General features: G+C 72.0%; 25 protein-coding genes, 1 tRNA gene and 1 riboswitch. Of the genes, 6 read left to right on the top strand and 20 right to left on the bottom strand.

Translation table 11 applies throughout. The features are described from left to right. Positions 1 to 50: 50 nt before the first annotated feature. From ACH4B3_RS25980 to ACH4B3_RS25995, 4 genes are all read right to left on the bottom strand, one after another. Positions 51 to 623, bottom strand: a complete 573-nt coding sequence (locus ACH4B3_RS25980; protein ID WP_398466599.1) for a hypothetical protein — start codon at positions 621 to 623, stop codon at positions 51 to 53. A 312-nt stretch (positions 624 to 935) separates the two neighbouring features. Then, entirely contained in the window at positions 936 to 1,256 is a 321-nt protein-coding gene (locus ACH4B3_RS25985) for a DMT family transporter (RefSeq protein ID WP_398466601.1), read from the bottom strand. Between the two features lie 37 nt (positions 1,257 to 1,293). Beyond that, a riboswitch (guanidine-III (ykkC-III) riboswitch) is annotated at positions 1,294 to 1,358 on the bottom strand. A gap of 294 nt (positions 1,359 to 1,652) precedes the next feature. After that, the gene (locus tag ACH4B3_RS25990; protein WP_398466813.1) at positions 1,653 to 1,955 is read right to left on the bottom strand and encodes a GroES family chaperonin; all 303 of its coding nucleotides are present in this window, start codon (positions 1,953 to 1,955) and stop codon (positions 1,653 to 1,655) included. A 275-nt stretch (positions 1,956 to 2,230) separates the two neighbouring features. Beyond that, positions 2,231 to 2,551, bottom strand: coding sequence for a DUF3618 domain-containing protein (locus ACH4B3_RS25995; protein ID WP_398466603.1), 321 nt, complete (start codon positions 2,549 to 2,551; stop codon positions 2,231 to 2,233). A 146-nt stretch (positions 2,552 to 2,697) separates the two neighbouring features. Between ACH4B3_RS25995 and bcp the strand changes: the two genes are divergently transcribed. Both bcp and ACH4B3_RS26005 read left to right on the top strand, forming a co-directional pair. Further along, positions 2,698 to 3,165, top strand: coding sequence for a thioredoxin-dependent thiol peroxidase (gene bcp / locus ACH4B3_RS26000; RefSeq protein WP_398466605.1), 468 nt, complete (start codon positions 2,698 to 2,700; stop codon positions 3,163 to 3,165). 187 nt (positions 3,166 to 3,352) lie between these two features. After that, positions 3,353 to 3,428, top strand: a tRNA-Leu gene (locus ACH4B3_RS26005). 56 nt (positions 3,429 to 3,484) lie between these two features. Here the strand turns inward: ACH4B3_RS26005 and rdgB are convergent. From rdgB to ACH4B3_RS26025, 4 genes are all read right to left on the bottom strand, one after another. Next, the gene (rdgB, locus tag ACH4B3_RS26010) at positions 3,485 to 4,132 is read right to left on the bottom strand and encodes an RdgB/HAM1 family non-canonical purine NTP pyrophosphatase (protein WP_398466607.1); all 648 of its coding nucleotides are present in this window, start codon (positions 4,130 to 4,132) and stop codon (positions 3,485 to 3,487) included. A gap of 8 nt (positions 4,133 to 4,140) precedes the next feature. After that, on the bottom strand, positions 4,141 to 4,560 hold the full coding sequence (locus ACH4B3_RS26015) for a hypothetical protein (RefSeq protein ID WP_398466609.1): 420 nt from the start codon (positions 4,558 to 4,560) through the stop codon (positions 4,141 to 4,143). 116 nt (positions 4,561 to 4,676) lie between these two features. Beyond that, positions 4,677 to 5,408: a ribonuclease PH gene (rph, locus tag ACH4B3_RS26020; RefSeq protein ID WP_398466611.1), complete on the bottom strand. Its 732-nt coding sequence runs from the start codon at positions 5,406 to 5,408 to the stop codon at positions 4,677 to 4,679. Between the two features lie 96 nt (positions 5,409 to 5,504). Further along, positions 5,505 to 5,789 (bottom strand): glucose PTS transporter subunit EIIB, encoded by a 285-nt coding sequence (locus tag ACH4B3_RS26025; protein WP_398466613.1) that lies wholly within the window; start codon positions 5,787 to 5,789, stop codon positions 5,505 to 5,507. A 171-nt stretch (positions 5,790 to 5,960) separates the two neighbouring features. Here ACH4B3_RS26025 and ACH4B3_RS26030 point away from each other — a divergent pair, with 171 nt between their 5' ends. Continuing rightward, positions 5,961 to 7,205 (top strand): PTS transporter subunit EIIC, encoded by a 1,245-nt coding sequence (locus ACH4B3_RS26030; protein ID WP_398466615.1) that lies wholly within the window; start codon positions 5,961 to 5,963, stop codon positions 7,203 to 7,205. A gap of 183 nt (positions 7,206 to 7,388) precedes the next feature. Continuing rightward, the gene (locus tag ACH4B3_RS26035) at positions 7,389 to 8,732 is read left to right on the top strand and encodes a PTS transporter subunit EIIC (RefSeq protein ID WP_398466617.1); all 1,344 of its coding nucleotides are present in this window, start codon (positions 7,389 to 7,391) and stop codon (positions 8,730 to 8,732) included. 159 nt (positions 8,733 to 8,891) lie between these two features. On the opposite strand, the gene ACH4B3_RS26040 is transcribed toward ACH4B3_RS26035, so the two are convergent. From ACH4B3_RS26040 to clpS, 7 genes are all read right to left on the bottom strand, one after another. Continuing rightward, positions 8,892 to 9,644 (bottom strand): MBL fold metallo-hydrolase, encoded by a 753-nt coding sequence (locus tag ACH4B3_RS26040; protein ID WP_398466619.1) that lies wholly within the window; start codon positions 9,642 to 9,644, stop codon positions 8,892 to 8,894. A gap of 299 nt (positions 9,645 to 9,943) precedes the next feature. Continuing rightward, positions 9,944 to 10,894 (bottom strand): PLP-dependent cysteine synthase family protein, encoded by a 951-nt coding sequence (locus ACH4B3_RS26045; protein WP_398466621.1) that lies wholly within the window; start codon positions 10,892 to 10,894, stop codon positions 9,944 to 9,946. Between the two features lies 1 nt (position 10,895). Then, the gene (locus tag ACH4B3_RS26050) at positions 10,896 to 11,201 is read right to left on the bottom strand and encodes a MoaD/ThiS family protein (protein WP_398466623.1); all 306 of its coding nucleotides are present in this window, start codon (positions 11,199 to 11,201) and stop codon (positions 10,896 to 10,898) included. Between the two features lie 217 nt (positions 11,202 to 11,418). Further along, positions 11,419 to 11,844 (bottom strand): Mov34/MPN/PAD-1 family protein, encoded by a 426-nt coding sequence (locus ACH4B3_RS26055; RefSeq protein ID WP_398466625.1) that lies wholly within the window; start codon positions 11,842 to 11,844, stop codon positions 11,419 to 11,421. 274 nt (positions 11,845 to 12,118) lie between these two features. Beyond that, positions 12,119 to 13,582: an amino acid permease gene (locus ACH4B3_RS26060; RefSeq protein WP_398466627.1), complete on the bottom strand. Its 1,464-nt coding sequence runs from the start codon at positions 13,580 to 13,582 to the stop codon at positions 12,119 to 12,121. A 344-nt stretch (positions 13,583 to 13,926) separates the two neighbouring features. Next, positions 13,927 to 14,568, bottom strand: coding sequence for a DUF2017 domain-containing protein (locus ACH4B3_RS26065; protein WP_398466628.1), 642 nt, complete (start codon positions 14,566 to 14,568; stop codon positions 13,927 to 13,929). Then, on the bottom strand, positions 14,568 to 14,879 hold the full coding sequence (gene clpS / locus ACH4B3_RS26070) for an ATP-dependent Clp protease adapter ClpS (protein ID WP_398466630.1): 312 nt from the start codon (positions 14,877 to 14,879) through the stop codon (positions 14,568 to 14,570). Before clpS ends, ACH4B3_RS26065 begins: the two co-directional genes overlap by 1 nt. A 142-nt stretch (positions 14,880 to 15,021) precedes the next feature. Here clpS and ACH4B3_RS26075 point away from each other — a divergent pair, with 142 nt between their 5' ends. Beyond that, positions 15,022 to 16,356: a nicotinate phosphoribosyltransferase gene (locus ACH4B3_RS26075; RefSeq protein WP_398466632.1), complete on the top strand. Its 1,335-nt coding sequence runs from the start codon at positions 15,022 to 15,024 to the stop codon at positions 16,354 to 16,356. A gap of 276 nt (positions 16,357 to 16,632) precedes the next feature. Further along, positions 16,633 to 17,217: an isochorismatase family protein gene (locus tag ACH4B3_RS26080; RefSeq protein ID WP_398466634.1), complete on the top strand. Its 585-nt coding sequence runs from the start codon at positions 16,633 to 16,635 to the stop codon at positions 17,215 to 17,217. Positions 17,218 to 17,257: 40 nt separating this feature from the next. On the opposite strand, the gene ACH4B3_RS26085 is transcribed toward ACH4B3_RS26080, so the two are convergent. The 5 genes from ACH4B3_RS26085 to ACH4B3_RS26105 form a co-directional block, all read right to left on the bottom strand. Beyond that, positions 17,258 to 17,629, bottom strand: a complete 372-nt coding sequence (locus tag ACH4B3_RS26085; protein ID WP_398466636.1) for a hypothetical protein — start codon at positions 17,627 to 17,629, stop codon at positions 17,258 to 17,260. Positions 17,630 to 17,751: 122 nt separating this feature from the next. Beyond that, the gene (locus ACH4B3_RS26090) at positions 17,752 to 20,151 is read right to left on the bottom strand and encodes an immune inhibitor A domain-containing protein (protein ID WP_398466638.1); all 2,400 of its coding nucleotides are present in this window, start codon (positions 20,149 to 20,151) and stop codon (positions 17,752 to 17,754) included. Between the two features lie 262 nt (positions 20,152 to 20,413). Beyond that, complete coding sequence (locus tag ACH4B3_RS26095) at positions 20,414 to 20,935, bottom strand: RDD family protein (RefSeq protein ID WP_398466640.1); 522 nt, start codon at positions 20,933 to 20,935, stop codon at positions 20,414 to 20,416. A 133-nt stretch (positions 20,936 to 21,068) separates the two neighbouring features. After that, entirely contained in the window at positions 21,069 to 21,875 is an 807-nt protein-coding gene (locus tag ACH4B3_RS26100; protein WP_398466642.1) for an RDD family protein, read from the bottom strand. A gap of 146 nt (positions 21,876 to 22,021) precedes the next feature. Continuing rightward, positions 22,022 to 23,704 carry an RDD family protein gene (locus ACH4B3_RS26105; protein ID WP_398466644.1) on the bottom strand — a complete coding sequence of 561 codons (1,683 nt, stop codon included), beginning with the start codon at positions 23,702 to 23,704 and terminating at the stop codon, positions 22,022 to 22,024. Positions 23,705 to 23,973 lie beyond the last annotated feature (269 nt).

The raw sequence follows: 23,973 nt of genomic DNA on the forward strand, positions 1-23,973 counted from the left end.
GGCCGGGCGGGGGCGGGCGAGCCCGCCCCCGCCGGCTCACCGGCCGTCGGTCACCACTCGATCGGCTCTATGGAGAGGATCTTCTTCGCGTCGCGGGAGGCGAGCACCGACAGCTTGGTCTTGGTGCCGTCAGCCCAGGTCAGGGTGGTGACGGCGGAGTAGTTGTCGCCGTTTCCGTTGTCGGTGACGGTCCACTTCACCGGCACCTTCTGCGAGCGCAGCACCCCATCGGCGTTGTAACGGCGCTCCCAGTCCATCAGCGTCTCGTCCAGCCCCGAGGACAGGTAGTGCCTGCGGAGCACGGACGACATCGCGGCGCTGCCCTCGACGTTCGGCGCGTCCTTCCGCGCGTCGATGTACGCGCCGAAGAAGTCGCTCACCCGGGTCAGCGGAGAGGACGGGCTGCCGGACACCTCCTGCGGGAACGCCGCCTTGCTCTTGGCGGCCTTCGCGGCCTTGGCCGCCTTCGCCTTGGCCGCCGCGGCCTGCGCCGCCACCGGCTGCCGGTCCGACCCGTCCGCCTCGGACGCGGAACTCGGCATCGCCGCCACGGTCAGCGACAGCAGCCCGGCGGCCACGGCCCCGGCCGTCATCACCTTGACCCGGGTCATCTTCTTGCTCATCCCCATGCCTTCCTCTCCCCGGCTTCCCCGCCCCGCCCGTGCGGTCCCAGGGACCGTCCCCGCCTGACGTGAAGCCCACGACTGCGTGAGGCCGCCGGACCGACGCCGGCAGCACTCGCTCTCAATGGGTTCACGCCCGGCGGCCCCGGAACGTTACCGATCAATTCCCCGGTTCCCGGGAGGGGCTTCCGGCCCGCCCGCAGCGGGGGTGTTCGGCCGGACGGTCCCAGGCCGTGCCGGCCCCGAGTGACCCGCAGTGGTCGCGAGTGACCGCGCCCCGGGGCCGCGGCCGCGGCCCCGGGGCGCGGTCGGTCAGTGGCCGGACGTGGCCTTCAGCCCGACCACCGCGACCAGCAGCAGCACCACGAAGAAGATCCGGGCGGCGGTGGCCGGCTCCCCCAGCACCACCATGCCCAGCACGGCCGCACCCGCGGCCCCGATGCCCACCCAGACCCCGTAGGCCGTACCGATCGGCAGGCTCTTGGCCGCCTGGGCGAGCAGCACCATGCTGGCGACGATCCCGGCGGCGGTTCCCACACTCGGCCACAGCCGGGTGAAACCCTCGGTGTACTTCATCCCAATCGACCAGCCGACCTCGAGCAGACCGGCGACCACGAGCAGAACCCACGCCATGACGGCACCTCCGTGCAGTGCGAATGCGGCAACAGCAGGTGCGTCGTCTTTGCATACCCGGTACGGCGCGTCTCGTCGGGATGTCCCCGACCGTAGCAAACGGCATGAAAAAGGGTGGTGACACAGGTCACCACCCCAACCGTCCACCAGGCGGCCCGCCCGGACCGCCCGCGGCCCGGGGCCGCGGGCCCGGCTCCCGCCCGGCCCGGTCCCGGAAAACCCGGCCCGGTCCGGCCCGGTCCGCGAGGAGAACCGGCCCACCCGAGAACCGGCCCACCCGAGAACCGGCCTACCGGAGAACCGGCCCACCCGAGCACCGGCCTACCCGAGAACCGCCTGCCGGAGGTTCCGGCTCCGCAGTCCGGACCCCAGGGACCCGGCCCCGGAGGGCCAATCTCAGAGATACAGTCCCGTGGAGTCGTCCGAGCCCTCCAGGCGCTCGGCGGCCACCGCGTGCAGATCGCGCTCCCGCATCAGCACGTAGGCGACCCCGCGCACCTCGACCTCGGCCCGGTCCTCCGGGTCGTACAGCACCCGGTCGCCCGGCTCGACGGTCCGCACGCTCTGCCCGACCGCGACCACCTCGGCCCAGGCCAGCCGCTTGCCGACGGCCGCGGTTGCCGGGATCACGATGCCGCCGGTGGAACGGCGCTCCCCCTCGGGGATGTCGGTACGGACCAGCACCCGGTCGTGCAGCATCCGGATGGGCAGCTTGTCATGGGACGTGTTCGTACTCACGCCACGACGGTACCTGGCCACCCGGCACACCGGCGCCACCGGGCCGCCGCGGGCCGCGCGCCCCGGCCATGGACCGCTGACCCGCCCACCACGTGCGGCGCCGGGCGGCCCGCACCGGGTCCGGTACCGCCCCCGGCGGTCGCGGCGACCCCGGCAGTCCCGGCGATCCCGGCAGTCGCGGTGGTCCCGGCGGTCGCGGTGGTGCCGGTGGTCCCGGCCGCGGCGTCCGCGGGGTCTCAGCCCTTCTGGCGCCGCGAGGAGACCACGAACAGCCCCACCACACCGACCACCACGAGCGCGACCGGCACGATCCGCTCCATCCGCGGCGAGCCGTCCTCCGCGACCAGCCGGCCGCGGACATCGGTCACCACGCGGTTGGCGGCCACGTAGGCCCGCCCGGCGGTGCGGTCCATGGCCGACGCCGCCTTCGCCTTCGCGTCGCCCACGATCGTCCTGGGGTGGATCCGCACCCCGATCTCGTCGAGCGTCACGGCGAGTTCCTGCCGCCTGCGGACGATGTCCGCCTCGATCTGCGCAGGGGTCCTGGCATCCGACACCGCGCTGCCTCCGTACATGTCCGTCGATCTCGGTCCGTCCGTGGTGGACAGTCTGTCAGCTCCGCCTCTCCGACGCCCCACAGCACCCCCGTTCAGCGACCTGGTTAATGTCGTGCCGTACGCACCGCACCTCACGAGGAGCCACCATGAGCGAGCGACTCCAGCCGGGCGACACCGCCCCGGCCTTCACCCTTCCCGACGCGGACGGCAAGCAGGTCTCGCTCGCCGACCACGCCGGCCGCAAGGTCATCGTCTACTTCTACCCCGCCGCCCTCACCCCGGGCTGCACCAAACAGGCCTGCGACTTCACCGACAACCTGGAGTTCCTCGCCGGCCACGGCTACGACGTCATCGGCATCTCGCCGGACAAGCCGGAGAAGCTGGCGAAGTTCCGCGAGCAGGAGGAGCTCCGGGTCACCCTGCTCGGCGACCCGGAGAAGTCGGTGCTGGAGGCGTACGGGGCGTTCGGCGAGAAGAAGCTGTACGGCAAGACGGTGACCGGCGTCATCCGCTCGACGGTCGTCGTCGACGAGGAAGGGAAGGTCGAGCGCGCGCTGTACAACGTGAAGGCCACCGGCCACGTCGCGAAGATCATCAAGGATCTGGGGCTCTGAGGAAGCCGTGACCCGCTCCGCGCCCGGCGGCTCGCCCGGCCGGGCGCGGACGCGGCCGCGACCCGGCGGGCACGGACCGCGGACCGCCGGCACGGAGGTCTCGAACCAGGGCCTTCGCCGGGCGTGCCGGCCGCCTCTCCGTCCGGGCGCAGCCGTCATTCGCGAGCCAGTAGAGTAAGCGGCGCGCGGGCCCGTACCCCAGCTGGCCGAGAGGGCGCCGGTTTAGGTCCGGTGTGTCGTGGGTTCGAGTCCCACCGGGCCCACGTGACGGACGGCCCTCCCCACCACAGCGCATGGGGAGGGCCGGTCCGAGCGCCGGTCAGCCCAGCAGCTCGCGGACCACCGGCGCCAGCGCACGGAAGGCCTTGCCGCGGTGGCTGATGGCGTTCTTCTCCTCCGGGGTCAGCTCGGCGCAGGTGCGGGTCTCGCCCAGGGGCTGGAGGACCGGGTCGTAGCCGAAGCCGCCGGAGCCGCTCGGCGCGTGCCGCAGGGTGCCTTCGAGCCGGCCTTCGACCACCCGTTCCCGGCCGTCCGGGAGGGCCAGGGCGGCGGCACAGGCGAAGTGGGCGGCGCGCTTGCCGTCGGCGATGTCGGAGAGCTGGGCCAGCAGGAGATCGAGGTTCGCCTTGTCGTCCCCGTGCCGGCCGGCCCAGCGGGCGGAGAAGATGCCGGGGGCGCCGCCGAGCACGTCGACGCAGAGGCCGGAGTCGTCGGCGACCGCGGGCAGGCCGGTGGCCTGGGCCAGCGCGTGCGCCTTGAGCAGGGCGTTCTCGGCGAAGGTGGTGCCGGTCTCCTTGACGTCGGGGATCTCCGGGTAGGCGTCGGCACCGACCAGCTCGACGCCGAGTCCGGCGTCGGTGAGGATCGCGCGCAGTTCGGTGATCTTGCCGGCGTTGCGGGTGGCGAGGACCAGCCGGCGGGGCGTGGTGTCCGCGGCTTCGGACCGGGGCTGTGAATGTGGCTGCATCTGCTTGATTATCCGGGTGAGCAGACGTTGGTCAGTTCGGCCATCGCGTCGGCGACCGGGGTGAGGTCGGGGGTCTCGTCGCCGTTGTCGACGGCGGTCCGCACGTTGTCGACGGCCTGCTGGAGGTCGTCGACGGCCTTGGCGACGTCGGCGTTGTCGGTCCGGTCGTCGATCTCGGCGAGGTTCTCGTCGAGGGTGTCGATGACCTTGTCGGCGTCCTCCGGGTTGACGGCGGCGCCGGTGAGGGCGTCCTGCAGGTCGTTGACGTCGTCGGACACCTCGACGGCGAGCTGGGCGCAGTCGACGGCCCGCTGGACGGCGTCGCAGCCGGTCAGGGCCGGCAGGGCCAGGACCAGCGAGGCGGCGGCGAGGGTGCCGGCGGTGGTGGCGCGGCTGCGGGTGGTGGCGGTGCGGCGGATGGCTGGCATGGGCGGTCCTCCCCGGTGGGTACGGCAGCAGGCGCACGGGTGGTCCGTGCGCCTGCGTCTGCCATCTCTATGAACGCCGGAAGGCGCGCGCCGGGTTGCTCCGCCGGCGGGGTGCTCTACAGGGTTCCGGCCAGGGCTTCCCGCTGGAGTTCGTCGAGCCGGGCGCAGCCGGTGACGGCCAGGTCGAGGAGCCCGTCGAGTTCCTCGCGGGCGAAGGGCGCGCCCTCGGCGGTGCCCTGGACCTCGACGAAGCGGCCGTCGCCGGCGCAGACGACGTTCATGTCGGTCTCGGCGCGGACGTCCTCCTCGTAGCAGAGGTCGAGCAGGGGTACGCCGTCGACGATGCCGACGCTGACGGCGGCGACGGTGCCGGTGAGCGGCTTGCGGCCGGCCTTGATGAGCTTCTTGCCCTGGGCCCAGCCGACCGCGTCGGCGAGTGCGACGTAGGCGCCGGTGATGGCGGCGGTGCGGGTGCCGCCGTCGGCCTGGAGGACGTCGCAGTCCAGGACGACGGTGTTCTCGCCGAGGGCCTTGTAGTCGATGACGGCGCGCAGGGAGCGGCCGATGAGGCGGGAGATCTCGTGGGTGCGGCCGCCGATCTTGCCGCGTACCGACTCGCGGTCGCCTCGGGTGTTGGTGGAGCGGGGCAGCATGGCGTATTCGGCGGTGACCCAGCCTTCGCCACTGCCCTTGCGCCAGCGGGGTACGCCTTCGGTGACGCTGGCGGTGCACAGGACGCGGGTGTCTCCGAAGGAGACGAGGACGGAGCCCTCGGCGTGCTTGCTCCATCCGCGTTCGATGGTCACGGTGCGGAGCTGGTCGGGGGTGCGGCCGTCGATGCGAGACATGGGGATGAGCCTATCGGCTGTGCGGAGGGCCCCGGTCCGGGTGTTTCGCCGGCCGGGGCCCGTCGCGTCAGCCGCTGGTGGAGCGTGCCGCGCGGGTCACATCAGGTCTTCGATCTCGGCGGCGATGGGGTCGGCGTCGGTGCCGATGACGACCTGGATGGCGGTGCCCATCTTCACCACGCCGTGGGCGCCGGCGGCCTTCAGGGCGGCCTCGTTGACGAGCTCGGGGTCGGAGACCTCGGTGCGCAGTCGGGTGATGCACCCTTCGATCTCTTCGATGTTGTCGATACCGCCGAGCCCGGCGACGATCTTTTCAGCCTTGCTGGCCATGGCCTCTCCTGTTGTCTCGGCCCTTCGGCGATACCGACGAGCGGTTTTCATACGTTAACCACGTTCAGCCCAGCTTCGCAGGCATATGTCCGTCACCTGACGAAGGATGACGATCATGCGGTGCCGTACCCGGGGTCGCGGGTGCCGGCGCCATGCCGCTCCGAGAGTGGTCTACACCATTATGCGGTAGCACTCTCGCCAACTGCCGCCGGGAGGGCCTGGATGAGCCGGGAGAGCGCCGCGTCCCCGCCCCGGCCGCCGGGCCGCCTCCGGGCCGCCGCGCTCTTCGGTGGACTGCAGAAGATGGGGCGGAGTCTGCAACTGCCGATCGCGGTGCTGCCCGCCGCCGGGATCCTCAACCGGCTGGGGCAGCCGGACGTGTTCGGTTCCGACGGTCTGGGCTGGAACGACGTGGCCAAGGTCTTCGTCGGCGCGGGGGGTGCGCTGCTGGATCCGGTGCTCGGGCTGCCACTGCTGTTCTGCGTGGGGGTGGCCATCGGGATGGCGAAGAAGGCGGACGGCTCGACGGCGCTGGCGGCGGTGGCGGGTTTCCTCGTCTACCACAACGTGCTGGCGCAGTTCCCGGGCGAGGACCGGGAGCCGCAGAACCCGGGGGTGTTCGGCGGCATCCTGCTGGGCCTGTTCTCGGCCTGGGTGTGGCAGCGGTTCCACCGGACCAGGCTGGTGGACTGGCTGGGCTTCTTCAACGGCCGGCGGCTGGTCCCGATCCTGATGTCGTTCGTCGGGGTGGTTTTCGCGGTGACCTGCCTGGGGGTGTGGCCGCCGGTGGGTGACGCGCTGGAGGATTTCAGCGACTGGCTGACCAGGCTGGGCGCGTGGGGCTCGGGGCTGTTCGGGGTGGCGAACCGGGCGCTGCTGGTGGTGGGGCTGCACCAGTTCCTGAACACCTTCGTCTGGTTCCAGTACGGGAGCTGGACGGCCCCGGACGGCAAGACGTACCAGGGGGACGTCAACCGTTTCCTCAACGGGGACCCGCACGCCGGGATCTTCACCTCGGGGTTCTTCCCGATCATGATGTTCGCGCTGCCCGCCGCCGCGCTGGCCATCGCGCACTGCGCGCGGCCGGAGCGCCGCAAGGAGGTGGGCGGGATGATGCTGTCGGTGGGGCTGACGTCACTGGTGACCGGCATCACCGAGCCGATCGAGTACTCGTTCCTCTTCGTGGCGCCGGCGCTGTACGCGATCCACGCGGTGCTCACCGGCGCCTCGATGGCGGTGACCTGGGCACTGGGGGTGCACGACGGCTTCAGCTTCTCGGCGGGGCTGATCGACTACGTCATCAACTGGGGGCTGGCGACCAAGCCGTGGCTGATCATTCCGATCGGGCTCTGCTTCGCGGGGGTGTACTACGCGGTCTTCCGGTTCGTGATCGTCCGGTTCGATCTGCCGACACCGGGGCGGGAGCCGGATCCGGACCGGCCGGAGGAAGAGGAAGCCCGGCCCTGAGGCGGGTCGCCCGGAGGGCCGCGGCGGGGCCGATAACGATGTGGTTTAGACCATATGAAACCATGGAACTGCGGATTCCTTCCCCTGTCACCCCCGTGTTACAACAGGTCTAAACCACTATGTGGTGTAGACCAGATGCGGGCTGAACCTTCTCCGAGTGCCCGCCTCACCAGGAGGAACCCGATGAGTTCGGCCACCGCCACGGCCGGCCCCGCGAAGAAGTGGGGCGCGTCCGCGATCAAGGGCATGCAGAAGATCGGTCGCAGCCTGCAGCTGCCGGTGGCCGCGCTGCCCGCCGCGGGTCTGCTCAGCCGCCTCGGCCAGGACGACGCCCTCGGCAAGGACGGCCTGGGCTGGAACAAGCTCGCCGAGGTCTGCGCCCACGCCGGTGGCGCGCTCTTCGGCACCAACCTCGCGCTGCTGTTCTGCGTCGGTGTCGCGATCGGCTTCGCCAAGAAGGCCGACGGTTCGACCGCCTTCGCCGCGCTGGTCGGTTTCCTCGTCTACCGCGAGGTGCTGACCGGCTTCGTCAGCGACGTGACCGGCAAGCCGCAGGACCCGGGCGTGCTCGGCGGCATCGTGGTCGGCCTGACCGCCGCCGTGCTGTGGGAGAAGTACCACCGCACCCGGCTGCCCGACTGGCTGGGCTTCTTCAGCGGCCGGCGCTTCATCCCGATCCTGATGTCGTTCGCGGGCCTGGGCTACGGTCTGCTCTTCGGCTACGCCTGGGGCCCGATAGGCGACGGCCTGAACAACTTCTCCGAGTGGCTGTCGGACAACGGCGCGGTGGGCTCCGGCATCTTCGGCGTGGTCAACCGCCTGCTGATCCCGATCGGCATGCACATGCTGCTCAACTCCTTCGCCTGGTTCCAGTTCGGCGAGTTCACCGCCGACGGCGAGACCTTCCGCGGCGACATCGCCCGCTACATGCACGACGACCCGTCGTCCGGGATGTTCATGACCGGGTTCTTCCCGATCATGATGTTCGCGCTGCCCGCCGCCGCGCTGGCCATCGCGCACTGCGCCCGCCCCGAGCGCCGCAAGGCGGTGCTGGGCATGATGGTCTCCATCTCGCTGACCGCGTTCGTCACCGGCGTCACCGAGCCGCTGGAGTTCTCCTTCATGTTCATCGCCCCGGTGCTGTACGGCATCCACGCCGTGCTGACCGGTGTGTCGATGGCGCTGACCTGGGCACTGGGCATCCGCGGCGGGTTCACCTTCTCCGGTGGTCTGATCGACTACCTGCTGGGCTACTCGCACGGTGAGAAGGTCTGGATGCTGATCCCGATCGGCCTGGCGTTCGCCGCCGTCTACTACGTGGTGTTCCGCTTCGCGATCCTCACCTTCAACCTGCCGACGCCGGGCCGGGAGCCGGAGGACTCGCTCGACGACGCCGCGGCCATCGCCGCCGCCGAGGCCGCCGCGGCGGAGAAGAAGGCGTCCCGGAAGGCCGGCCGCGCGGCCCGGGTGCCCGAGCAGGGCACCGACCCGGGTGCCAAGGCCACCGAGGCCGGCCCGACCGGCTGACCGGCGAACGGCGGACATGACACGGCGGGGCCCGGACCGGAAACGGTCCGGGCCCCGCCGCGTGGTGCGTGGATGCGTGGCCGCGGTCACCCGCCGGGCTCGGGGCCGGGCGGCCGCCGCCGCACCGGTGCGGATCGGCGGCGGGCGGGTGGTCCCTCGCTAGATCTCGTAGACCGCGCCGGTCTTGGCCAGCTCGACCGGCCCGTCGAAGACCTCCTGGGCGTCGCGCTGGTTGACCTGCGGATCGGTCCACGGCGGGATGTGCGTGAGGACCAGGCTGCGGACCCCGGCGGCCTGCGCGTGCTCCCCGGCCTGCCGGCCGTTGAGGTGCAGGTTCGGGATGTCCTCCTTGCCGTGGGTGAAGGCCGCCTCGCACAGGAACAGGTCGGCGCCGGCGGCCAGCTCGCGCAGCTCCGCGCAGGGGCCGGTGTCGCCCGAGTACACCAGGGCGCGTCCCTCGTGTTCGATGCGGAACCCGAAGGCCTCCACCGGATGGCAGACCCGGGCGGTGCGCACGGTGAACGGGCCGACGGTGAAGGTGCCGGGGGTGAGGGTGCGGAAGTCGAAGACCTCGCCCATGCAGGTCTCGTCCGGCACGTCGTCGTACGCCCGGACCAGCCGTTGCTCGGTGCCCTCGGGGCCGTGGACCGGGATCGCGTGCGCGCGCCCGCCGTCGAAGCGGTAGTAGCGGGCGACGAAGTAGCCGCACATGTCGATGCAGTGATCGGGATGGAGGTGCGACAGCAGGATGGCGTCGAGGTCGTAGAGACCGATGTGGCGCTGCAACTCGCCGAGGGCGCCGTTGCCCATGTCGAGGAGCAGCCGGAAGCCGTCGGCCTCTACGAGGTAGCTCGAACAGGCCGATTCCGCGGAGGGGAACGACCCGGAGCATCCGACGACGGTGAGCTTCATGAAGCAGGAACCTCCTTGGGGGGTCCCCATGCCGAGGGCCAGGGGCAGGTCCGGGGGGTCATGCGGTGCCCCTGAGCGTAAGGCGGATATGCCCTGGTCGCTCCTGTGTGAGCCTGCGTTGTGGCTGGAATCACCAGGACGGCCGGACCTGCTGCCGGGCCGCCGCCCCGGTGGCGTCCTCCGGGCACCGGTTCCGGCCCGGCGCCGGGCGGTCCGCCCGGGCGCCGGACCCGGGCCGCGGCCGGTGGTCCGGCCGCGTTGCGGCCCGCCCGGTCCGGGCCGCGGCGGCCCGGAGGAGGTCAGGCCCAGAGCTGGCCGTGCAGCGTCTCGATGGCTTCCTCGGTGGTGGCGGCGGTGTAGACGCCGGTGGACAGGTACTTCCAGCCACCGTCGGCGACGACGAAGACGACGTCGGCGCGCTGTCCGGCCTTGACTGCCTTGCGGGCGACGCCGATGGCCGCGTGCAGGGCGGCGCCGGTGGAGACGCCCGCGAAGATGCCCTCCAGCGCGAGGAGTTCCCGGGTGCGGGTGACGGCGTCCTCGGAGCCGACGGAGAAGCGGGTGGTGAGCACCGACTCGTCGTACAGCTCGGGGACGAACCCCTCGTCGAGGTTGCGCAGCCCGTAGACGATGTCGTCGTAGCGGGGTTCGGCCGCCACGATCTGCACGCCGGGGACGTGTTCGCGCAGGTAGCGCCCGACGCCCATGAGGGTGCCGGTGGTGCCCAGGCCCGCCACGAAGTGGGTGACGGAGGGCAGGTCGGCGAGGATCTCGGGGCCGGTGGTGGCGTAGTGGGCGCCCGCGTTGTCCGGGTTTCCGTACTGGTAGAGCATGACCCAGTCCGGGTGTTCGGCGGCCAGCTCCTTGGCGACGCGGACGGCGGTGTTGGAGCCGCCGGCCGCCGGCGAGGAGATGATCTCCGCGCCCCACATGGCGAGCAGCTGGCGGCGCTCCTCGCTGGTGTTCTCCGGCATGACGCACACGATGCGGTAGCCCTTGAGCTTGGCCGCCATGGCGAGCGAGATGCCGGTGTTTCCGCTGGTGGGCTCCAGGATGGTGCAGCCGGGGGTCAACCGGCCGTCCTTCTCGGCCTGTTCGATCATGTGGAGCGCCGGGCGGTCCTTGACCGAGCCGGTGGGGTTCCGGTCCTCCAGCTTCGCCCAGATGCCGACGGAGTCGGAGGGGGAGAGCCGGGGCAGCCGGACGAGGGGGGTGTTGCCGACCGCGGCCAGGGGGCTGTCGTACCGCATCTCAGCGCGCGCCGGTGGAGCCGGTCGCCGCCCCGGAGCCGCCGGCGACGGCCGGGAGGATGGTGACGCTGTCGCCGTCGGAGAGCTTGGTGGCGATGCCGTCGAGGAACCGCACGTCCTCGTCGTTGAGGTAGACGTTCACGAAGCGGCGCAGCTTGCCGTCCTCGACCAGCCGTGCCTCGATGCCGCCGTGGCGGGTCTCCAGGTCGGCGAAGAGCTCGGCGAGCGTCGCGCCCTGGCCCTCCACGGCCTTCTGCCCGTCGGTGTAGGTACGGAGGATGGTCGGGATACGGACCTCGATGGCCATGTGGGGCTCCTGTCGCGGTGGGAGAGTGCGGTCGGCAGGCCCGTCCGGCGGCGGACGGTGCGGCACGGCTGCGGCGCGGAGGTGCGCCGCATGCCTCATGTGTCGCTCACGTCCTGGACAACCATGCGGGCATCGTATCGATTCCCGGACCGGGCCCCGGAAGGGCATACCGCGATGCGGACGTTCGATGTTCGCCTGGCGAGACAGAGCGCGGATTTCAGTACGCCTCGACGATCCGCACCTCTTCCTCGGTCACCTCGCCGTCCACGATCCGGAACGAGCGGAACTGCACCGGGCCCTCGTCGTTGCCGCAGTCGGCGGTGGAGACCAGGACGTAGTGGGCGCCGGGCTCGTTGGCGTAGGAGATGTCGGTGCGCGAGGGGTAGGCCTCGGTGGCGGTGTGGGAGTGGTAGATCACCACCGGCTCCTCGTCCCGGTCGTCCATCTCCCGGTAGAGCTTGAGCAGGTCGGTGGAGTCGAACTCGTAGAAGGTGGGCGACCGGGCCGCGTTGAGCATCGGGATGAACCGCTCGGGCCGGCCGGCACCGGCCGGGCCGGCCACCACGCCGCACGCCTCGTCGGGGTGGTCGGCGCGGGCGTGGGCCACGATCTGGTCGTGGAGGGCCTGGGTGATGGTGAGCATGCCGAAAAGAATACGGGCGGCCGGAGCGGCGAGGACGAGCGCGCAGCGCTCGTGAGACGCGCGAGAAGAACACCCAGGCCGGGACCCCTGAGGGTGGTGGTGGGAGACGGGCCGGAAGAAGGCCGAGCGCGCAGCGCTCTCCCTTGAGGGTGGTGGTGGGAGACGGGCGGGCGGGCTCCGGATCCTGGATCCGGAGCCCGCCCGCTGAGACCGGGTGGGCGTCAGGGACGTCCGGCGGGAGCCGGAGCGCGTCCCCGCAGGCCCGCGGGGCCGGTCAGCCCTTGTCGACGGGGTGCGTCGCGGCGGCCGAGTAGTCCTTGCGCGCGAAGACCTCGGGGTTGCGGGACTTGATCACGAAGTACGAGACCACCATGATCGCCGCCCAGATCGGGGCGCAGTACAGCGAGACGCGGGAGTCCTCGTCGATGCCCATGAGCACGATCACCATGAAGATGAACGCGAGGGCGAAGACGCTGGTCCACGGGTAGCCGGGGGCCTGGAACTCGGAGCGGGGCAGCTCGCCGCGGTTGACCTTGGCCCGGTAGATCAGCTGGGCGCTGAGGATCATGATCCAGGCCCACATACCGGAGATGGTGGCGAAGGAGACGACGTAGTTGAACGCCTCGCCGGGCCACTGGTAGTTGATCCACACGCCGACGAGCATGCAGGCCGCGGAGACGGTGGTGCCGCGCAGCGGCAGGCCGTTCTTCGTCAGCACGGTGAAGAACTTCGGGCCCTGCTTGTTGAGCGCGAGGTCGCGCAGCATGCGGCCGGTGGAGTACATGCCGGAGTTGCAGGAGGACAGCGCGGCGGTGAGCACCACGAAGTTCACGATGCCGGCGCCGGCCGGCAGTCCGATCTTGGCGAAGGCGGCGACGAAGGGGCTGACGCCGGGCTCGAAGACGGTCCAGCTGACCACGGACAGGATGATGATGAGGGCGCCGAGGTAGAAGACGGCGATGCGCCACGGCACGGTGTTGATGGCCTTGGGCAGGGTCTTCTTGGGGTCGGTGGCCTCGCCCGCGGTGACGCCGACGAGTTCGACGGCGAGGAAGGCGAACATCACGATCTGCAGGGTCATCAGCGTGCCGCCGATGCCCTTGGGGAAGAAGCCGCCGTCGGACCACAGGAGGCTGAAGGAGGCGGTGTCACCGGCGTCGGAGAAGCCGAGGGTGATCACGCCGAGGCCGATCAGGATCATGCCGAGGATGGCGGTGACCTTGATCATGGAGAACCAGAACTCCATCTCGCCGAAGAGCTTCACCGAGATGAGGTTGATGCCGAAGAGCATCACCGTGAAGCCGAGGGCGGACACCCATTGCGGGATGGATTCCTCCCAGTACTGCACGTACTCGGCGGCCGCGGTGACTTCGGTGATGCCGGTGACGACCCAGAAGAGCCAGTAGGTCCAGCCGGTCACATAGCCGAAGAACGGGCCGAGGAACTCGCGCGCGTACTCGGAGAAGGAGCCCGAGACCGGGCGGTACATGAGCAGCTCGCCGAGCGCTCGCATGATGAAGAAGATGACCAGGCCGGCGACGGCGTAGGCCAGGATGAGGCTGGGGCCGGCCTTGGAGATGGCCTTGCCCGCGCCGAGGAACAGGCCGGTGCCGATGGCACCGCCGATGGCGATCATCTGGATCTGCCGGTTACCGAGCCCTCGCTGGTAACCCTCTTCAGACGTGTTGCCCGGGGCAGCCGTGCCGCCGTGCTTCTCGTCGACCTGCACCGAGGTCATGCTGTGGACGCCTTTCTCCATTCCGACCCGGCCGCTGCGGCTCGGATCGGGTCCCGATCCCCCCGGATGTGGATGGAGTGCTACCGACGGTCTGCCGGTCGAAGCGCCCCCGTGGACAGGGGTGGCGTCCACGGGTGGTCGTGAAGATTTATCACGGCCGCAACAGTGATCCACATGGGCGAATGTGGGCGGGACCACAGGAAAAAGCGGACAAAAGGGTGATCAGATGGCAAATGCCTCAGAGTCGGTGACGGGATCGTTATCCGGAATTGAGGTCCCTCTGAGCGAACACATGTCGCACATGCACAACATGTCCGCTTTAGGTGGAAAATCCGGAGACGTACTCAGGTCATGAGCGATTCGATGAGTGACTCCTGAAGCTCTCCGAGCCAGAAGTAGGCCACCACCATCGGCTTGCGCGGATCGGTGTCCGGCAGCCGCAGCAGCTCCCCGCCGTCGTCCTCGTCGGTGACCTCCAGCCGGGTGCCGATCGCCAGCCGCAGGTCGTTGAGGGTGCCCAGCCAGCGCCGGCAGCCCTCCGGGTCCAGTTCCAGCACGACGGTGTCCGCCGCGGACTCCGCGGCGCCCGGGGAGACCGAGTCCAGCGAGCGCACCACGGCCAGCGCGTCGTCCCGCTTGCGGGCCCGCAGGTCGTTCTCGGTGTAGCGGCGGAACTCGGCCGAGGCCGCACGCGCCTCGGCGGCCGCGCGCTCCGCCTCCGGGTCACCCTCACCGGCCGGCGGGACCGCCGGGTCGCCGTAGGCGTCGGGGAAGAGCCGGGCCAGCGCCGGGTCCGAGGGCGGCTCGCTGGGTCCCTCGGCGAAGATCGCGTCCAGCGGGTCGGCGGTGTCGCCGTGCGCCCCCTCCGCACCCGGGCCGATCAGCTCCAGCAGCTGGACGGCGAAGCTGCGCAGGATGGAGATCTGGGCGTCGTCGAGGGTGAGGGCCGCACCACCCCCGGGCAGCGGCTCGAAGTGTCCCAGCATCAGCGGTCCTGCTGAAGGGTGGCCCACAGGCCGTAACCATGCATGGCCTGCACGTCGCGCTCCATCTCCTCGCGGCTGCCGCTGGAGACGATCGCGCGGCCCTTGTGGTGAACGTCCAGCATCAGTCGGTGCGCCTTGTCCTTCGGGTAGCCGAAGTAGCTCTGGAAGACATAGGTGACGTAGCTCATGAGGTTCACCGGGTCGTTGTGGACCACCGTCACCCAGGGCACGTCGGGCTCGGGCACCACCGAAGGCGCCTCGCTCGACTCGGTCCGTTCGATCTCCGCCGGTGCGACACTCACGGGTCCCATGCTGCCACCCGGGGGCGACCGCCGCACAAACGGGGCCGGTGAACGCGCCGGGAAAGGCGATCCACCGGGAAGCCGGGGAGAGCGGCCGGTGAACGGCAACCGAAATCGTCACTCTGACGAGAATGGTGTTAGCATCATGTCCATGAACACTGCGGACTTGGGGCTGCCGGTGGCCGTGCCGTCGACAGCGCTGTTCACCGACCGGTACGAACTGACGATGCTGCAGGCCGCGCTGCGGTCCGGCACCGCCGACCGGGCGTGCGTCTTCGAGGTCTTCACCCGCCGCCTGCCGGAGGGCCGCCGCTACGGCGTGGTCGCGGGCACCGGCCGCGTCCTGGACGCGGTGGAGAACTTCCGCTTCGACGGCGGCGTCCTGGACTTCCTCGCCGACCACGGGATCGTGGACGAACCCACCCTGCGGTGGCTGGCCGGCTACCGCTTCCGGGGCGACATCTGGGGCTACCCCGAGGGCGAGGTCTACTTCCCCGGCTCCCCGATCATGCGGGTGGAGGGCACCTTCGCCGAGGCCGTGCTGCTGGAGACGGTGGTCCTGTCGATCCTCAACCACGACTCGGCGGTCGCCGCCGCCGCCTCCCGCATGGCCGTCGCCGCCGGCGACCGGCCGCTGATCGAGATGGGTGCCCGCCGCACCCATGAACTGGCGGCCGTCGCCGCCGCCCGCGCCGCGTACGTCGGCGGCTTCGCCACCACCTCCGACCTGGCGGCCGGCTTCCGCTACAACATCCCCACCGTGGGCACCAGCGCGCACGCCTTCACCCTGCTGCACGACAGCGAGCGCGACGCCTTCACCGCCCAGGTCGAGACCCTGGGCGGCGGCACCACCCTGCTGGTGGACACCTACGACGTCGCCGAGGCGGTGCGCACCGCCGTGGAGGTGGCCGGTACCGGGCTCGGCGCCGTCCGGATCGACTCCGGCGACCTGCTGCTCCTCGCCCACCGGGTGCGGCACCAGCTGGACGAGCTGGGCGCCCGGAACACCAGGATCGTGGTCACCAGCGACCTCGACGAGTACGCCATCGCCTCACTGGCCGCCGCGCCGGTCGACGCCTACGGCGTCGGCACCCAGCTGGTCACCGGCAGCGGCCACCCGACCTGCTCCATGGTCTACAAGCTGGTCGCCCGCGCGGACCGCGCCGCGCCGGACGGCGACGCGCCGCTGCGTCCGGTGGCGAAGAAGTCCATGGGCGGCAAGACCTCGGTCGGCGGCCGCAAGTGGGCCGCCCGCCGGGTCGACGCGGACGGGGTGGCCGAGGCCGAGGTGATCGGCTCCGGCGAGGTCCCGGAGGAGTTGCGGGACCGGCTGCTTCAGGTCCCGCTGGTGCGCGGCGGGGAGATCGTGGGCCGGGAGCCGCTGGACGCCGCCCGGGAGCGGCACCTGACCGCCCGCGCCGGGCTGCCGCTCTCCGCGACCCAGCTCTCCCGCGGCGAGCCGGTCCTGCCCACCGAGTACGTCTGAGCCCGGGGCCGCCCGGCGGCCGGGCGCGCCGGGCGGCCCCGGCCCCCCACACAGCCGGAGGATCCGGGACATACCGCTCTCCCGGGTGACACACCGGCGTCCCGCGGGTACGCGTCCGGAGCGGCCCTGGGGCCTCCGGCGCGGCCCGGTCGGCCGGTGGTCGCGGCGGCCCTCCGCCCACTGTCCTGATCACGCCGGATTCTCTACCCTCGGTCACATCCGCTCCGGGCCGACGCGAACCCGGTCCTCCCCACGGCCCCCACGGAAGGCATGGCCATGCACCGCGCACTGATCGTCGTCGACGTGCAGAACGACTTCTGCGAGGGAGGCAGCCTCGCGGTCGCCGGCGGCGCCGACGTCGCCGCCGCGATCACCGAGCTGATAGGGATGGCGACGGCGGGTTACCGGTACGTCGTCGCCACCCGTGACCACCACGTCGACCCGGGTGACCACTTCTCCGACCGGCCGGACTACGTCGACAGCTGGCCGGCGCACTGCGTGGCCGGCACCGAGGGCAGCGGCTTCCACCCGAACTTCGCCCCCGCGATCGCCTCCGGGGCGATCGACACGGTGTTCGACAAGGGCGCGTACGCGGCCGCGTACAGCGGTTTCGAGGGCGCCGACGAGAACGGCACACCGCTCGCCGACTGGCTGCGCGCCCGCGAGGTGACCGAGGTGGACGTGGTGGGCATCGCCACCGACCACTGCGTACGGGCCACCGCGCTGGACGCCGCCCGCGAGGGCTTCACCACCCGGGTGCTGCTCGACCTGACCGCCGGGGTGTCCGCCGGGACCACCGAGCGGGCCCTGGAGGAGCTGCGGCGGTCCGGGGTGGAGCTGTCCGGCAAACCGGTGGTCTGAGCGGGCCGGCGGCAGGGCCGGCCCGTGGGTGCCCCGCGGGTCAGCGGCCGCCCGGCCCGGCCGGCGCGCCGGGGCCGGTCCGGGCACGGGCCTGGGCCGGCGGGCGGAGCAGGGCCCGGATGGGGTGCCACAGCTCGCCGAGGCATTCGGGGGCGGCCCGCCAGACCAGCCCGTCGGGGTGGTGGAGCACCGCGGTGACCTCGTCCGGAGTCGGCGGCTCGGTGTTCCCCCGCAGGTAGACGGAGCGCAGCCCCAGGTTGCGCAGCCTGGTCAGGGCGCGCTGGCGGTTGGCGGCGTGGACCAGTACCCGGACCCGTGCGCCGGGCAGGCCCCCCGCGCCGTGCGGCCGCGGCAGGGACAGCGCCACGACCACGCTCCCGCCCGGGAGCTTGGTGAATCCTCCGTCTGCCATGCGTTCATCTCCCCCGTGAGATGTCGTGTCAACAAGAACCTCGTAGGAGCATCTATAACGCGATCGGCCGCCGCCCGCTAGGGGGCGACGGCCGATACGGCTCTGACCTGCGATGATGCTGTCTACTTGGTGGAGGGCCCCACCTGGAGGGTCATCGAGGAGCCGTTTCCGGCCTCCTTGACGATCTTGATCCGGGTGTTGGTGTCAGTGATCTCCACACCACCGGTCGGGTTCGTGTCGTACCAGTAGACGCCCTTGCGGTCGTCGAAGACCGGGGTGCCCCGCTTCGCCTTGATCTTGGCCGGCACGCCCTTGCGGTGCACCGTGAAGCCGTCGGTGCGGTAGTGGCTGAAGGTCGAGTCGTAGGCCTGGAGGCGGTTGGCCATCAGGGTGCCGTCGGACCACTTCTCCGGCGTGGCGTGCGCGTCGACCGGCAGGATCAGGCCGCTGCCCGGGTGGACGCCGACGTTGTTGTCCGTCTGCGAGGTGTCCCACTTCCAGATCAGCAGGCCGTTCTGGTACGGGTAGTGCTCGACCCAGTCGGGCCTGGTCTGCGACCAACCGAAGTTGTACGGGCCGGTCTTGAGGGTCTTGTCGTAGCTGACGTACTGCCGGTTCTCGGCGATGTAGTACTGCGGGTAGTCCTTGGTGAAGGAGGCGCCGATGCGCGAGAAGCCCTTCACCGACCAGCCGTTGTCGTCGCCCTCGGCGTTGTCGGAGACCAGTTCCCGGCCGTCGGCGGTCACCGTGATGGTGTCGGCCGCGAAGCCCTTGAGGGAGACGCCGCCGTCGGTCTGGTAGCGGAACCGGACGTCGATCTTCTTGCCGGCGTAGGCGTCCAGCGGGAACGACAGCTTCTTGTAGGTGCCGGAGGCTCCGGTCAGGGCCGGCTTGTCACCGCCGTCGCGCGGGATCGGCTTGCCGTCCGCGGTGCCGTCGATCGGCGTCCAGTTGGCGCCGCCGTCGGTGGACACCTCGGCGTAGGCGTAGTCGTAGTTCTCCTCGATGTCCCACCAGCCCTGGAGGTCCAGCGACGCCTTGCCGGCACCGGTGAGGTCGACCGGGCGGGACAGGGTGTTCTTGAGGTTGTCGCCCTGACCGCTCCACCACTGCTTGCCGCCCTCGGCCGGGGTGACGACCTCGGTGGTGACGGGCTTGTCGGGCAGGTTGACGATGAGCGCCTGCTTGCGCTTGGTGTTGTACTCGGCGACGCCCAGCTCGTGGGTGGACTTCGTCGCGGCCTTGGCGGTGTCGTAGTTGAGCCAGCCCAGCTGGAACTTGTCCCAGGCGTTCATGTCGCCGGGCAGGTCGCCGATGGAGTCCTCGCCCCGGCCGAGCCAGGAGCCGGAGGACATCAGGGACCAGTAGGCCACCGACGACTCGCCCTTGCCGGTGGTGTCGTACTCGTCGGGCAGGCCGAGGTCGTGGCCGTACTCGTGGGCGAAGACGCCGAGTCCGCCGTTCTCCGGCTGCATGGTGTAGTCGCCGACCCAGATGCCGGTGTCGCCGATCTGGGTACCGCCGGCCTTGTTGCCCGCCGGGCCGGTCTGGCCGGCGTCGGAGCCGTAGGCGTACCAGCGGTGGGCCCACAGCGCGGTCTCGCCCTGGGCGCCGCCGCCCGCGGACTCGTCCTCACCGGCGTGCACGATCTGGAAGTGGTCGAGGTAGCCGTCCGGCTCGTTGAAGTTGCCGTCGGCGTCGAAGTCGTAGCGGTCCCACTCGTCGTACCGGGCCAGGTCCGCCTTGATCTGGGCGTCGGTGCGGCCGGCCGCCTTCTGGTCCTTCGCCCACTGGTTGACGCCGTCGCGGATCAGGTCCCAGGCGTTGGCGCAGTTGGTGTCGCCGCAGTAGTTGGAGCCGTAGCGGGCCTCGTTCCAGTCGACCTTGACCCAGTCGGAGACCTCGCCGTCGACCGAGTAGCGGCCCGAGGACTGCTTCTCGTAGTACTTCTTCAGGGATTCCTTGCCCTTCTCCTCGGAGAAGTACAGGTCCTGGAAGTGCTTGCGGTCGTAGTCCGGCTGCCAGGCGGTGCTGTTGTCCTTGCGGCGGTCCGGCTCGGCGATGGTGTTGTGCGCGGGCCCGGGCTCGCCGCCGTACTTCTTCACCGGCTCCTCGGGGCCGTCGGGGCCGTCCGGGTCGAACATCGTGGTGTCGTCGACCTTGTCGCCGAACTCGACCAGGATGGTGAAGATCTTGTCGGTCTTCTCCCGGGCCAGTTCGACGTACTTGCCCTTGCCGACCTTGACGACCTCGGAGTCGCCGCGCTGCACCGGCTTGGTCTCGCCGGACAGCACCTGCTCGATCGCCGCCTCGCGGCGGGCCTGGTGCTCCTTGCTGAACGGCCCCGTGAGGTCGTGGTCGACCTGGGCCCGGGCGGCCGCGGGGTCGCGGCGTTCGACCGGCTTGGATGCCGGTGCTTCATCTGCCTGCGCCAGGCCGGCGATCGGTGCCGCCATGCCTATCGCGGCTATCGCTGTGGCGATGGCGGCCGATCTGACCGCCTTCTTACGGTGGCTGTTCATGTGGGGGTGCCTCCCGAGTCAAACCGTCGGCGGTATTTGACCGGATGAGCCACAGAAAAGACAGATCTTGACATGAACAGATAGGGACAGTACGTTGACCGGCCCGCTGCGCACGCATAGCGGACGTCCGGCGCACCTCCGCCGGGCCCGCGGCCGGCGGTACGTTCCCGGCCCGCCACCCGGCGGGCCGTCCACCGCGCCGCCCCGGCGCGGAACGCCGCAACCCCCCGGCTGTGCCGCCCCCTTCACCCGGCGGGGGTGCTCAGCCCCCGGCCGAGACCACCACAGTCCGCGCCGCCTTGTCGTGCAGGCTCTGCCGGAACGGCTTGTCCCACAGCTGCCACAGCGAGTTCAGCAGCCAGAAGAGGGTTCCCACCAGGACCGGGGTGAGCATGCCCGGCAGTGCGTACACGGCGCCGCGCACCCAGCCCTGACGGCGCGGCAGGTCACCGTCGGACAGCATCGCGACCCGGATCCGCAGCGCCTTCTTGCCGAGTGTCTGCCCGTCCCGGGCCAGCATGGCGCCCTCGTAGACGAAATAGACCGCGAACGTCAGCACGGCCGAGAGCAGCACCTTGGCCTGATCCTGCTTCCCCGGGTTGTCCAGGCCGTACTTCAGCGCGCCGGTGGCCGCCAGCGCCACCATCCAGATCACGCCCAGGACCAGGGTGTCGACCAGCCGGGCCAGGAACCGCTGGCCGGGGGTGGCCACCGGCGGCATCCCGGGAAGCAGGACCGGCGTCGCGGGGGCGGGCGGGAAGGACTGGCGCGGGGCGGGGTTCATACCCCGATTACACCAGCCGCCCCGAGGCGGCCGGTAGTTCAGGGGTCCGGTCGGTGCCCGGCACCCCGGCCCCGGGGGCGGCGCCCGGCCGCGGCACTCACCGGTCCGCCCGGCCGCTGCCGGGCGGACCGGGTCAGGGTACGGCGGAGACCACCACGGTGGCCGCCACCTTGTCGTGGATGCACTGCCGGTAGGGCCGGTCCCAGGTGCACCACAAGACGTTGACCAGCCAGAAGATGAAGCCGCAGCAGGGCACCACTTCGGGCAGGGAGTAGACCGCGGCGCGCATCCAGCCCGCCTGGCCGGCCGGGACCGAGCCGTCGGCGAGCATCGCCACCCGGATCTTCATCAGCCGCTTGCCCACGGTCTGACCGCTGCTGGTGAGCATCAGGCCCTCGTAGACGAAGTAGGCGAGCGCCCCGACCACGGTCACCACGGTGGACGCGCCGGTGTCGTCGACCGGGTCGTAGCCGCCCAGGATCAGCGCCATGACCAGCGCGACCGGGATGCCGATGAGCAGGCCGTCGATGATCCGGGCCAGCAGCCGGCGGCCGAGGCCGGCCAGCGGCGGCATCCCGGCGAGCGGGTCGGGCGCGCCGAACCGGTCGCCGTAGGGGCCGCCGGGTCCGTACGGACCGCCGCCGTACGGGCCGCCCGGGCCACCGCCGGGGGGACCGCCGCCCGGTGGCTCGCCGCCGGGCGGACCGCCGTACGGGCCACCGCCGTACGGGCCGCCCGGACCCCCGCCGTACGGGCCGCCCGGGCCGCCACCGGCGCCGTCCCCCCGGCCGCCGCCCTGTCCCCCGCCCTGGCTTCCGCCGTGCAGCCCCGAGACGTGGGGGGTGCCGTCGTACCGGCCGGTGCCGCGCGGGTCGTCGCCCGGGGCGGCACCTCGCGCGGGGAGGCCGGGCACGACGTCGGGGGGTGGCTCACTGCTCATGGCCCGAGTCGAACCCGGCGGGCGTCCCGCCGCATCCGGCGCGCGCCGTTCGGGCTACCCGGGCACCCGGTCAGCCGCCGGGCACCGGGCGGCCGGCCCGGCCGGGGCCCGGCGCCCGGCCCGCCGCGGGCCGGGGCCGGGGCCCGTCAGCCGCCGGTGGCGACGAAGGTACGGGCCGCCTTGTCGTGCCAGCACTGCCGCCAGGGGCGGTCGAACAGGCACCACACCACGTTCACCACGCCGATCACCAGCACCCCGAGCACCCCGTACACCAGCCAGCGGCGCAGCGCGGAGCCGAAGGTGGGGGTGGTGTGGGACTCGATGTCGAGGGTGCGCAGCCCGCACAGCTTCTTGCCCAGCGTGCGGCCCCACTTGGCGGTCGGCAGCGCCTCGTAGAGCAGTCCGGCGACCAGCAGCACGCCGAGCACGATGCCGAGGTAGCTGCCGGTGGTGCCGTCCAGCAGGTAGACGGTGACCGTCTCGCCGGTCAGCCTGGCCTCGTCGATCTTGGCGTCGATGTGGTCCTTGGCCTTCGTCCACAGCGGGACCGCCGCGGCGCCGACCACGGTGAGCAGCAGCACGCTGTCGATCAGCCGGGCGGCCAGCCGGCGGCCGAGCCCGGCGGGCCGCCCCTGGTCCCGCGCGGCCCGCAGGAACGGGTTGTCGACCGGCGGCTTCCAGGGGATGACGCCCTCCGGCGGGGCGCCGCCGGCCCCGGGGCCGGTCGCCTGGACCGGTACGGCGGGTGCCCCGGCGGCCGGGCGGTCCCCGGGCTGGGCCAGCCGCTGCACCTGCTGGGCCCAGCCCGGTGCGGCGCCGGACGGTCCGCCGCCCTGGGCGGGGATGGTGCCCCGGCCGGGGGCGGCGGGGCCGGCGCCGGGACCGGCGGATCCGGGGGCGGCGGTCGTGGCGGCGGGCGCCGGGGCCGGGCCGGAGCCGGCGCCCGGCTCGGCGGGGCCGGGGGCCGCGGCGCCGGGCGCGGCCGGGCCCCGGGCCGCGGGGCCGCCGCCCTGCCGGGGCCGGTCCGGGGCGCCCTGGCTGCCGACGGCGCGGATGGTCAGGGTGCCTTCGTCGCGACGGGTGGCGCCGGGCTGCGCCCCGCCGCCGGGCCGTACCGCGCGCAGGGTGAGGGTGCCGTCGGCGCCGGGCGCGGACCGGCCGGGCGTCCCGCCCCCGGGCCCGGCGGGGGGCGGAGCCGCCTCCTCGGCCGCCTCCTCGGCCGCGGCGGGCGGAGCCGCCTCGCGCCCGTCGTCGTCCTGGGCGCCGTCGGCCGGGGCGCGGTCGGCCGGGGCCGGGCGGTCGCCGCTGCGCGGGTCGGGTACCGGGGCCGTCCCGGAGCCCCACGAGACCCGGCGGTCCTGTTCGCCGCCGAAGCCGCCCTGCCGTGCGGCGTCGGCCTGCCAGGCGGTGGCCGGCTCGGGCCGGGATCCGTGCAGCCGGCGGGGGTCGTCCCAGTCGACCGTGGTGGGGGCCGCCGAGGCGTCGGCCGGGGCCGCCCCGTCGGCCGGGCGCTGCCCGGGCGCCGGGTCCGGCTCCGGGTCGGCGGGCGGCTCGTCGAGGAACATCGGCCCGGTCTCGTCCGGCACCGCCGCGGTGAACTGCGTGCGGACCACGGACGGTTCGGGGTCCGGGTGTACGACCTTCGGGGGCGCGGCGGCGACGCCCGGCGGGGGCGCGGGCAGCGCCTCGCCCTCGGCGGGAGCGGGGCGGCTGGTGCCGGGGACCCAGGCGGCACCGTCCCAGTAGCGGATGTAGTGGGGGATGGAGGGGTCCGGATAGTAGCCGGGGATGGAGCTGCCGTCCGCGGATCCTGAGGTAGGGGCGCTCATGATCTCCGATGTCCCGTGTCTGCTGTGCTGTCGGTGGGGCGTATGCAGTCTGCCGCACAAGCGCGGTGGGCTGAACGGCGCTCCGCCGTCTCTTCGTCCCCGGTGGGCCCCTGAGGTGGTGACGGGTCCGCACGAGGTGGTCACAGGTCTATCAGACGTGCCGCCCGCCGGGGCCGCACCGCGTTCCGCACCACTCTCCCGTGCGAGCCGGAAAGAAATTCCGACGATCTCCGACCGATCTCGGAAAGTCGCGTAATGCCCGGGGCGGA

Source organism: Streptomyces sp. NPDC018031 (assembly GCF_044327625.1).
In the GTDB taxonomy this organism is placed as follows: Bacteria; Actinomycetota; Actinomycetes; order Streptomycetales; family Streptomycetaceae; genus Streptomyces.

Excerpts from the sequence above, each read along its gene's own strand:
- ACH4B3_RS26060 (WP_398466627.1), bottom strand. The coding sequence starts at position 13,582 with ATGACCTCGGTGCAGGTCGACGAGAAGCACGGCGGCACGGCTGCCCCG.
- ACH4B3_RS26105 (WP_398466644.1), bottom strand. The coding sequence starts at position 23,704 with ATGAGCGCCCCTACCTCAGGATCCGCGGACGGCAGCTCCATCCCCGGC.
- ACH4B3_RS26065 (WP_398466628.1), bottom strand. The coding sequence starts at position 14,568 with ATGCTGGGACACTTCGAGCCGCTGCCCGGGGGTGGTGCGGCCCTCACC.
- ACH4B3_RS26100 (WP_398466642.1), bottom strand. The coding sequence starts at position 21,875 with ATGAGCAGTGAGCCACCCCCCGACGTCGTGCCCGGCCTCCCCGCGCGA.
- ACH4B3_RS26080 (WP_398466634.1), top strand. The coding sequence starts at position 16,633 with ATGCACCGCGCACTGATCGTCGTCGACGTGCAGAACGACTTCTGCGAG.
- ACH4B3_RS26050 (WP_398466623.1), bottom strand. The coding sequence starts at position 11,201 with ATGGCCATCGAGGTCCGTATCCCGACCATCCTCCGTACCTACACCGAC.
- ACH4B3_RS25980 (WP_398466599.1), bottom strand. The coding sequence starts at position 623 with ATGAGCAAGAAGATGACCCGGGTCAAGGTGATGACGGCCGGGGCCGTG.
- ACH4B3_RS26075 (WP_398466632.1), top strand. The coding sequence starts at position 15,022 with ATGAACACTGCGGACTTGGGGCTGCCGGTGGCCGTGCCGTCGACAGCG.
- bcp (WP_398466605.1), top strand. The coding sequence starts at position 2,698 with ATGAGCGAGCGACTCCAGCCGGGCGACACCGCCCCGGCCTTCACCCTT.
- ACH4B3_RS26090 (WP_398466638.1), bottom strand. The coding sequence starts at position 20,151 with ATGAACAGCCACCGTAAGAAGGCGGTCAGATCGGCCGCCATCGCCACA.
- ACH4B3_RS26040 (WP_398466619.1), bottom strand. The coding sequence starts at position 9,644 with ATGAAGCTCACCGTCGTCGGATGCTCCGGGTCGTTCCCCTCCGCGGAA.
- ACH4B3_RS26045 (WP_398466621.1), bottom strand. The coding sequence starts at position 10,894 with ATGCGGTACGACAGCCCCCTGGCCGCGGTCGGCAACACCCCCCTCGTC.
- ACH4B3_RS26035 (WP_398466617.1), top strand. The coding sequence starts at position 7,389 with ATGAGTTCGGCCACCGCCACGGCCGGCCCCGCGAAGAAGTGGGGCGCG.
- rph (WP_398466611.1), bottom strand. The coding sequence starts at position 5,408 with ATGTCTCGCATCGACGGCCGCACCCCCGACCAGCTCCGCACCGTGACC.
- ACH4B3_RS26085 (WP_398466636.1), bottom strand. The coding sequence starts at position 17,629 with ATGGCAGACGGAGGATTCACCAAGCTCCCGGGCGGGAGCGTGGTCGTG.
- ACH4B3_RS26055 (WP_398466625.1), bottom strand. The coding sequence starts at position 11,844 with ATGCTCACCATCACCCAGGCCCTCCACGACCAGATCGTGGCCCACGCC.
- clpS (WP_398466630.1), bottom strand. The coding sequence starts at position 14,879 with ATGGGACCCGTGAGTGTCGCACCGGCGGAGATCGAACGGACCGAGTCG.
- ACH4B3_RS26025 (WP_398466613.1), bottom strand. The coding sequence starts at position 5,789 with ATGAAAACCGCTCGTCGGTATCGCCGAAGGGCCGAGACAACAGGAGAG.
- ACH4B3_RS26015 (WP_398466609.1), bottom strand. The coding sequence starts at position 4,560 with ATGCCAGCCATCCGCCGCACCGCCACCACCCGCAGCCGCGCCACCACC.
- rdgB (WP_398466607.1), bottom strand. The coding sequence starts at position 4,132 with ATGCAGCCACATTCACAGCCCCGGTCCGAAGCCGCGGACACCACGCCC.
- ACH4B3_RS26095 (WP_398466640.1), bottom strand. The coding sequence starts at position 20,935 with ATGAACCCCGCCCCGCGCCAGTCCTTCCCGCCCGCCCCCGCGACGCCG.
- ACH4B3_RS25990 (WP_398466813.1), bottom strand. The coding sequence starts at position 1,955 with ATGCTGCACGACCGGGTGCTGGTCCGTACCGACATCCCCGAGGGGGAG.
- ACH4B3_RS25985 (WP_398466601.1), bottom strand. The coding sequence starts at position 1,256 with ATGGCGTGGGTTCTGCTCGTGGTCGCCGGTCTGCTCGAGGTCGGCTGG.
- ACH4B3_RS26030 (WP_398466615.1), top strand. The coding sequence starts at position 5,961 with ATGAGCCGGGAGAGCGCCGCGTCCCCGCCCCGGCCGCCGGGCCGCCTC.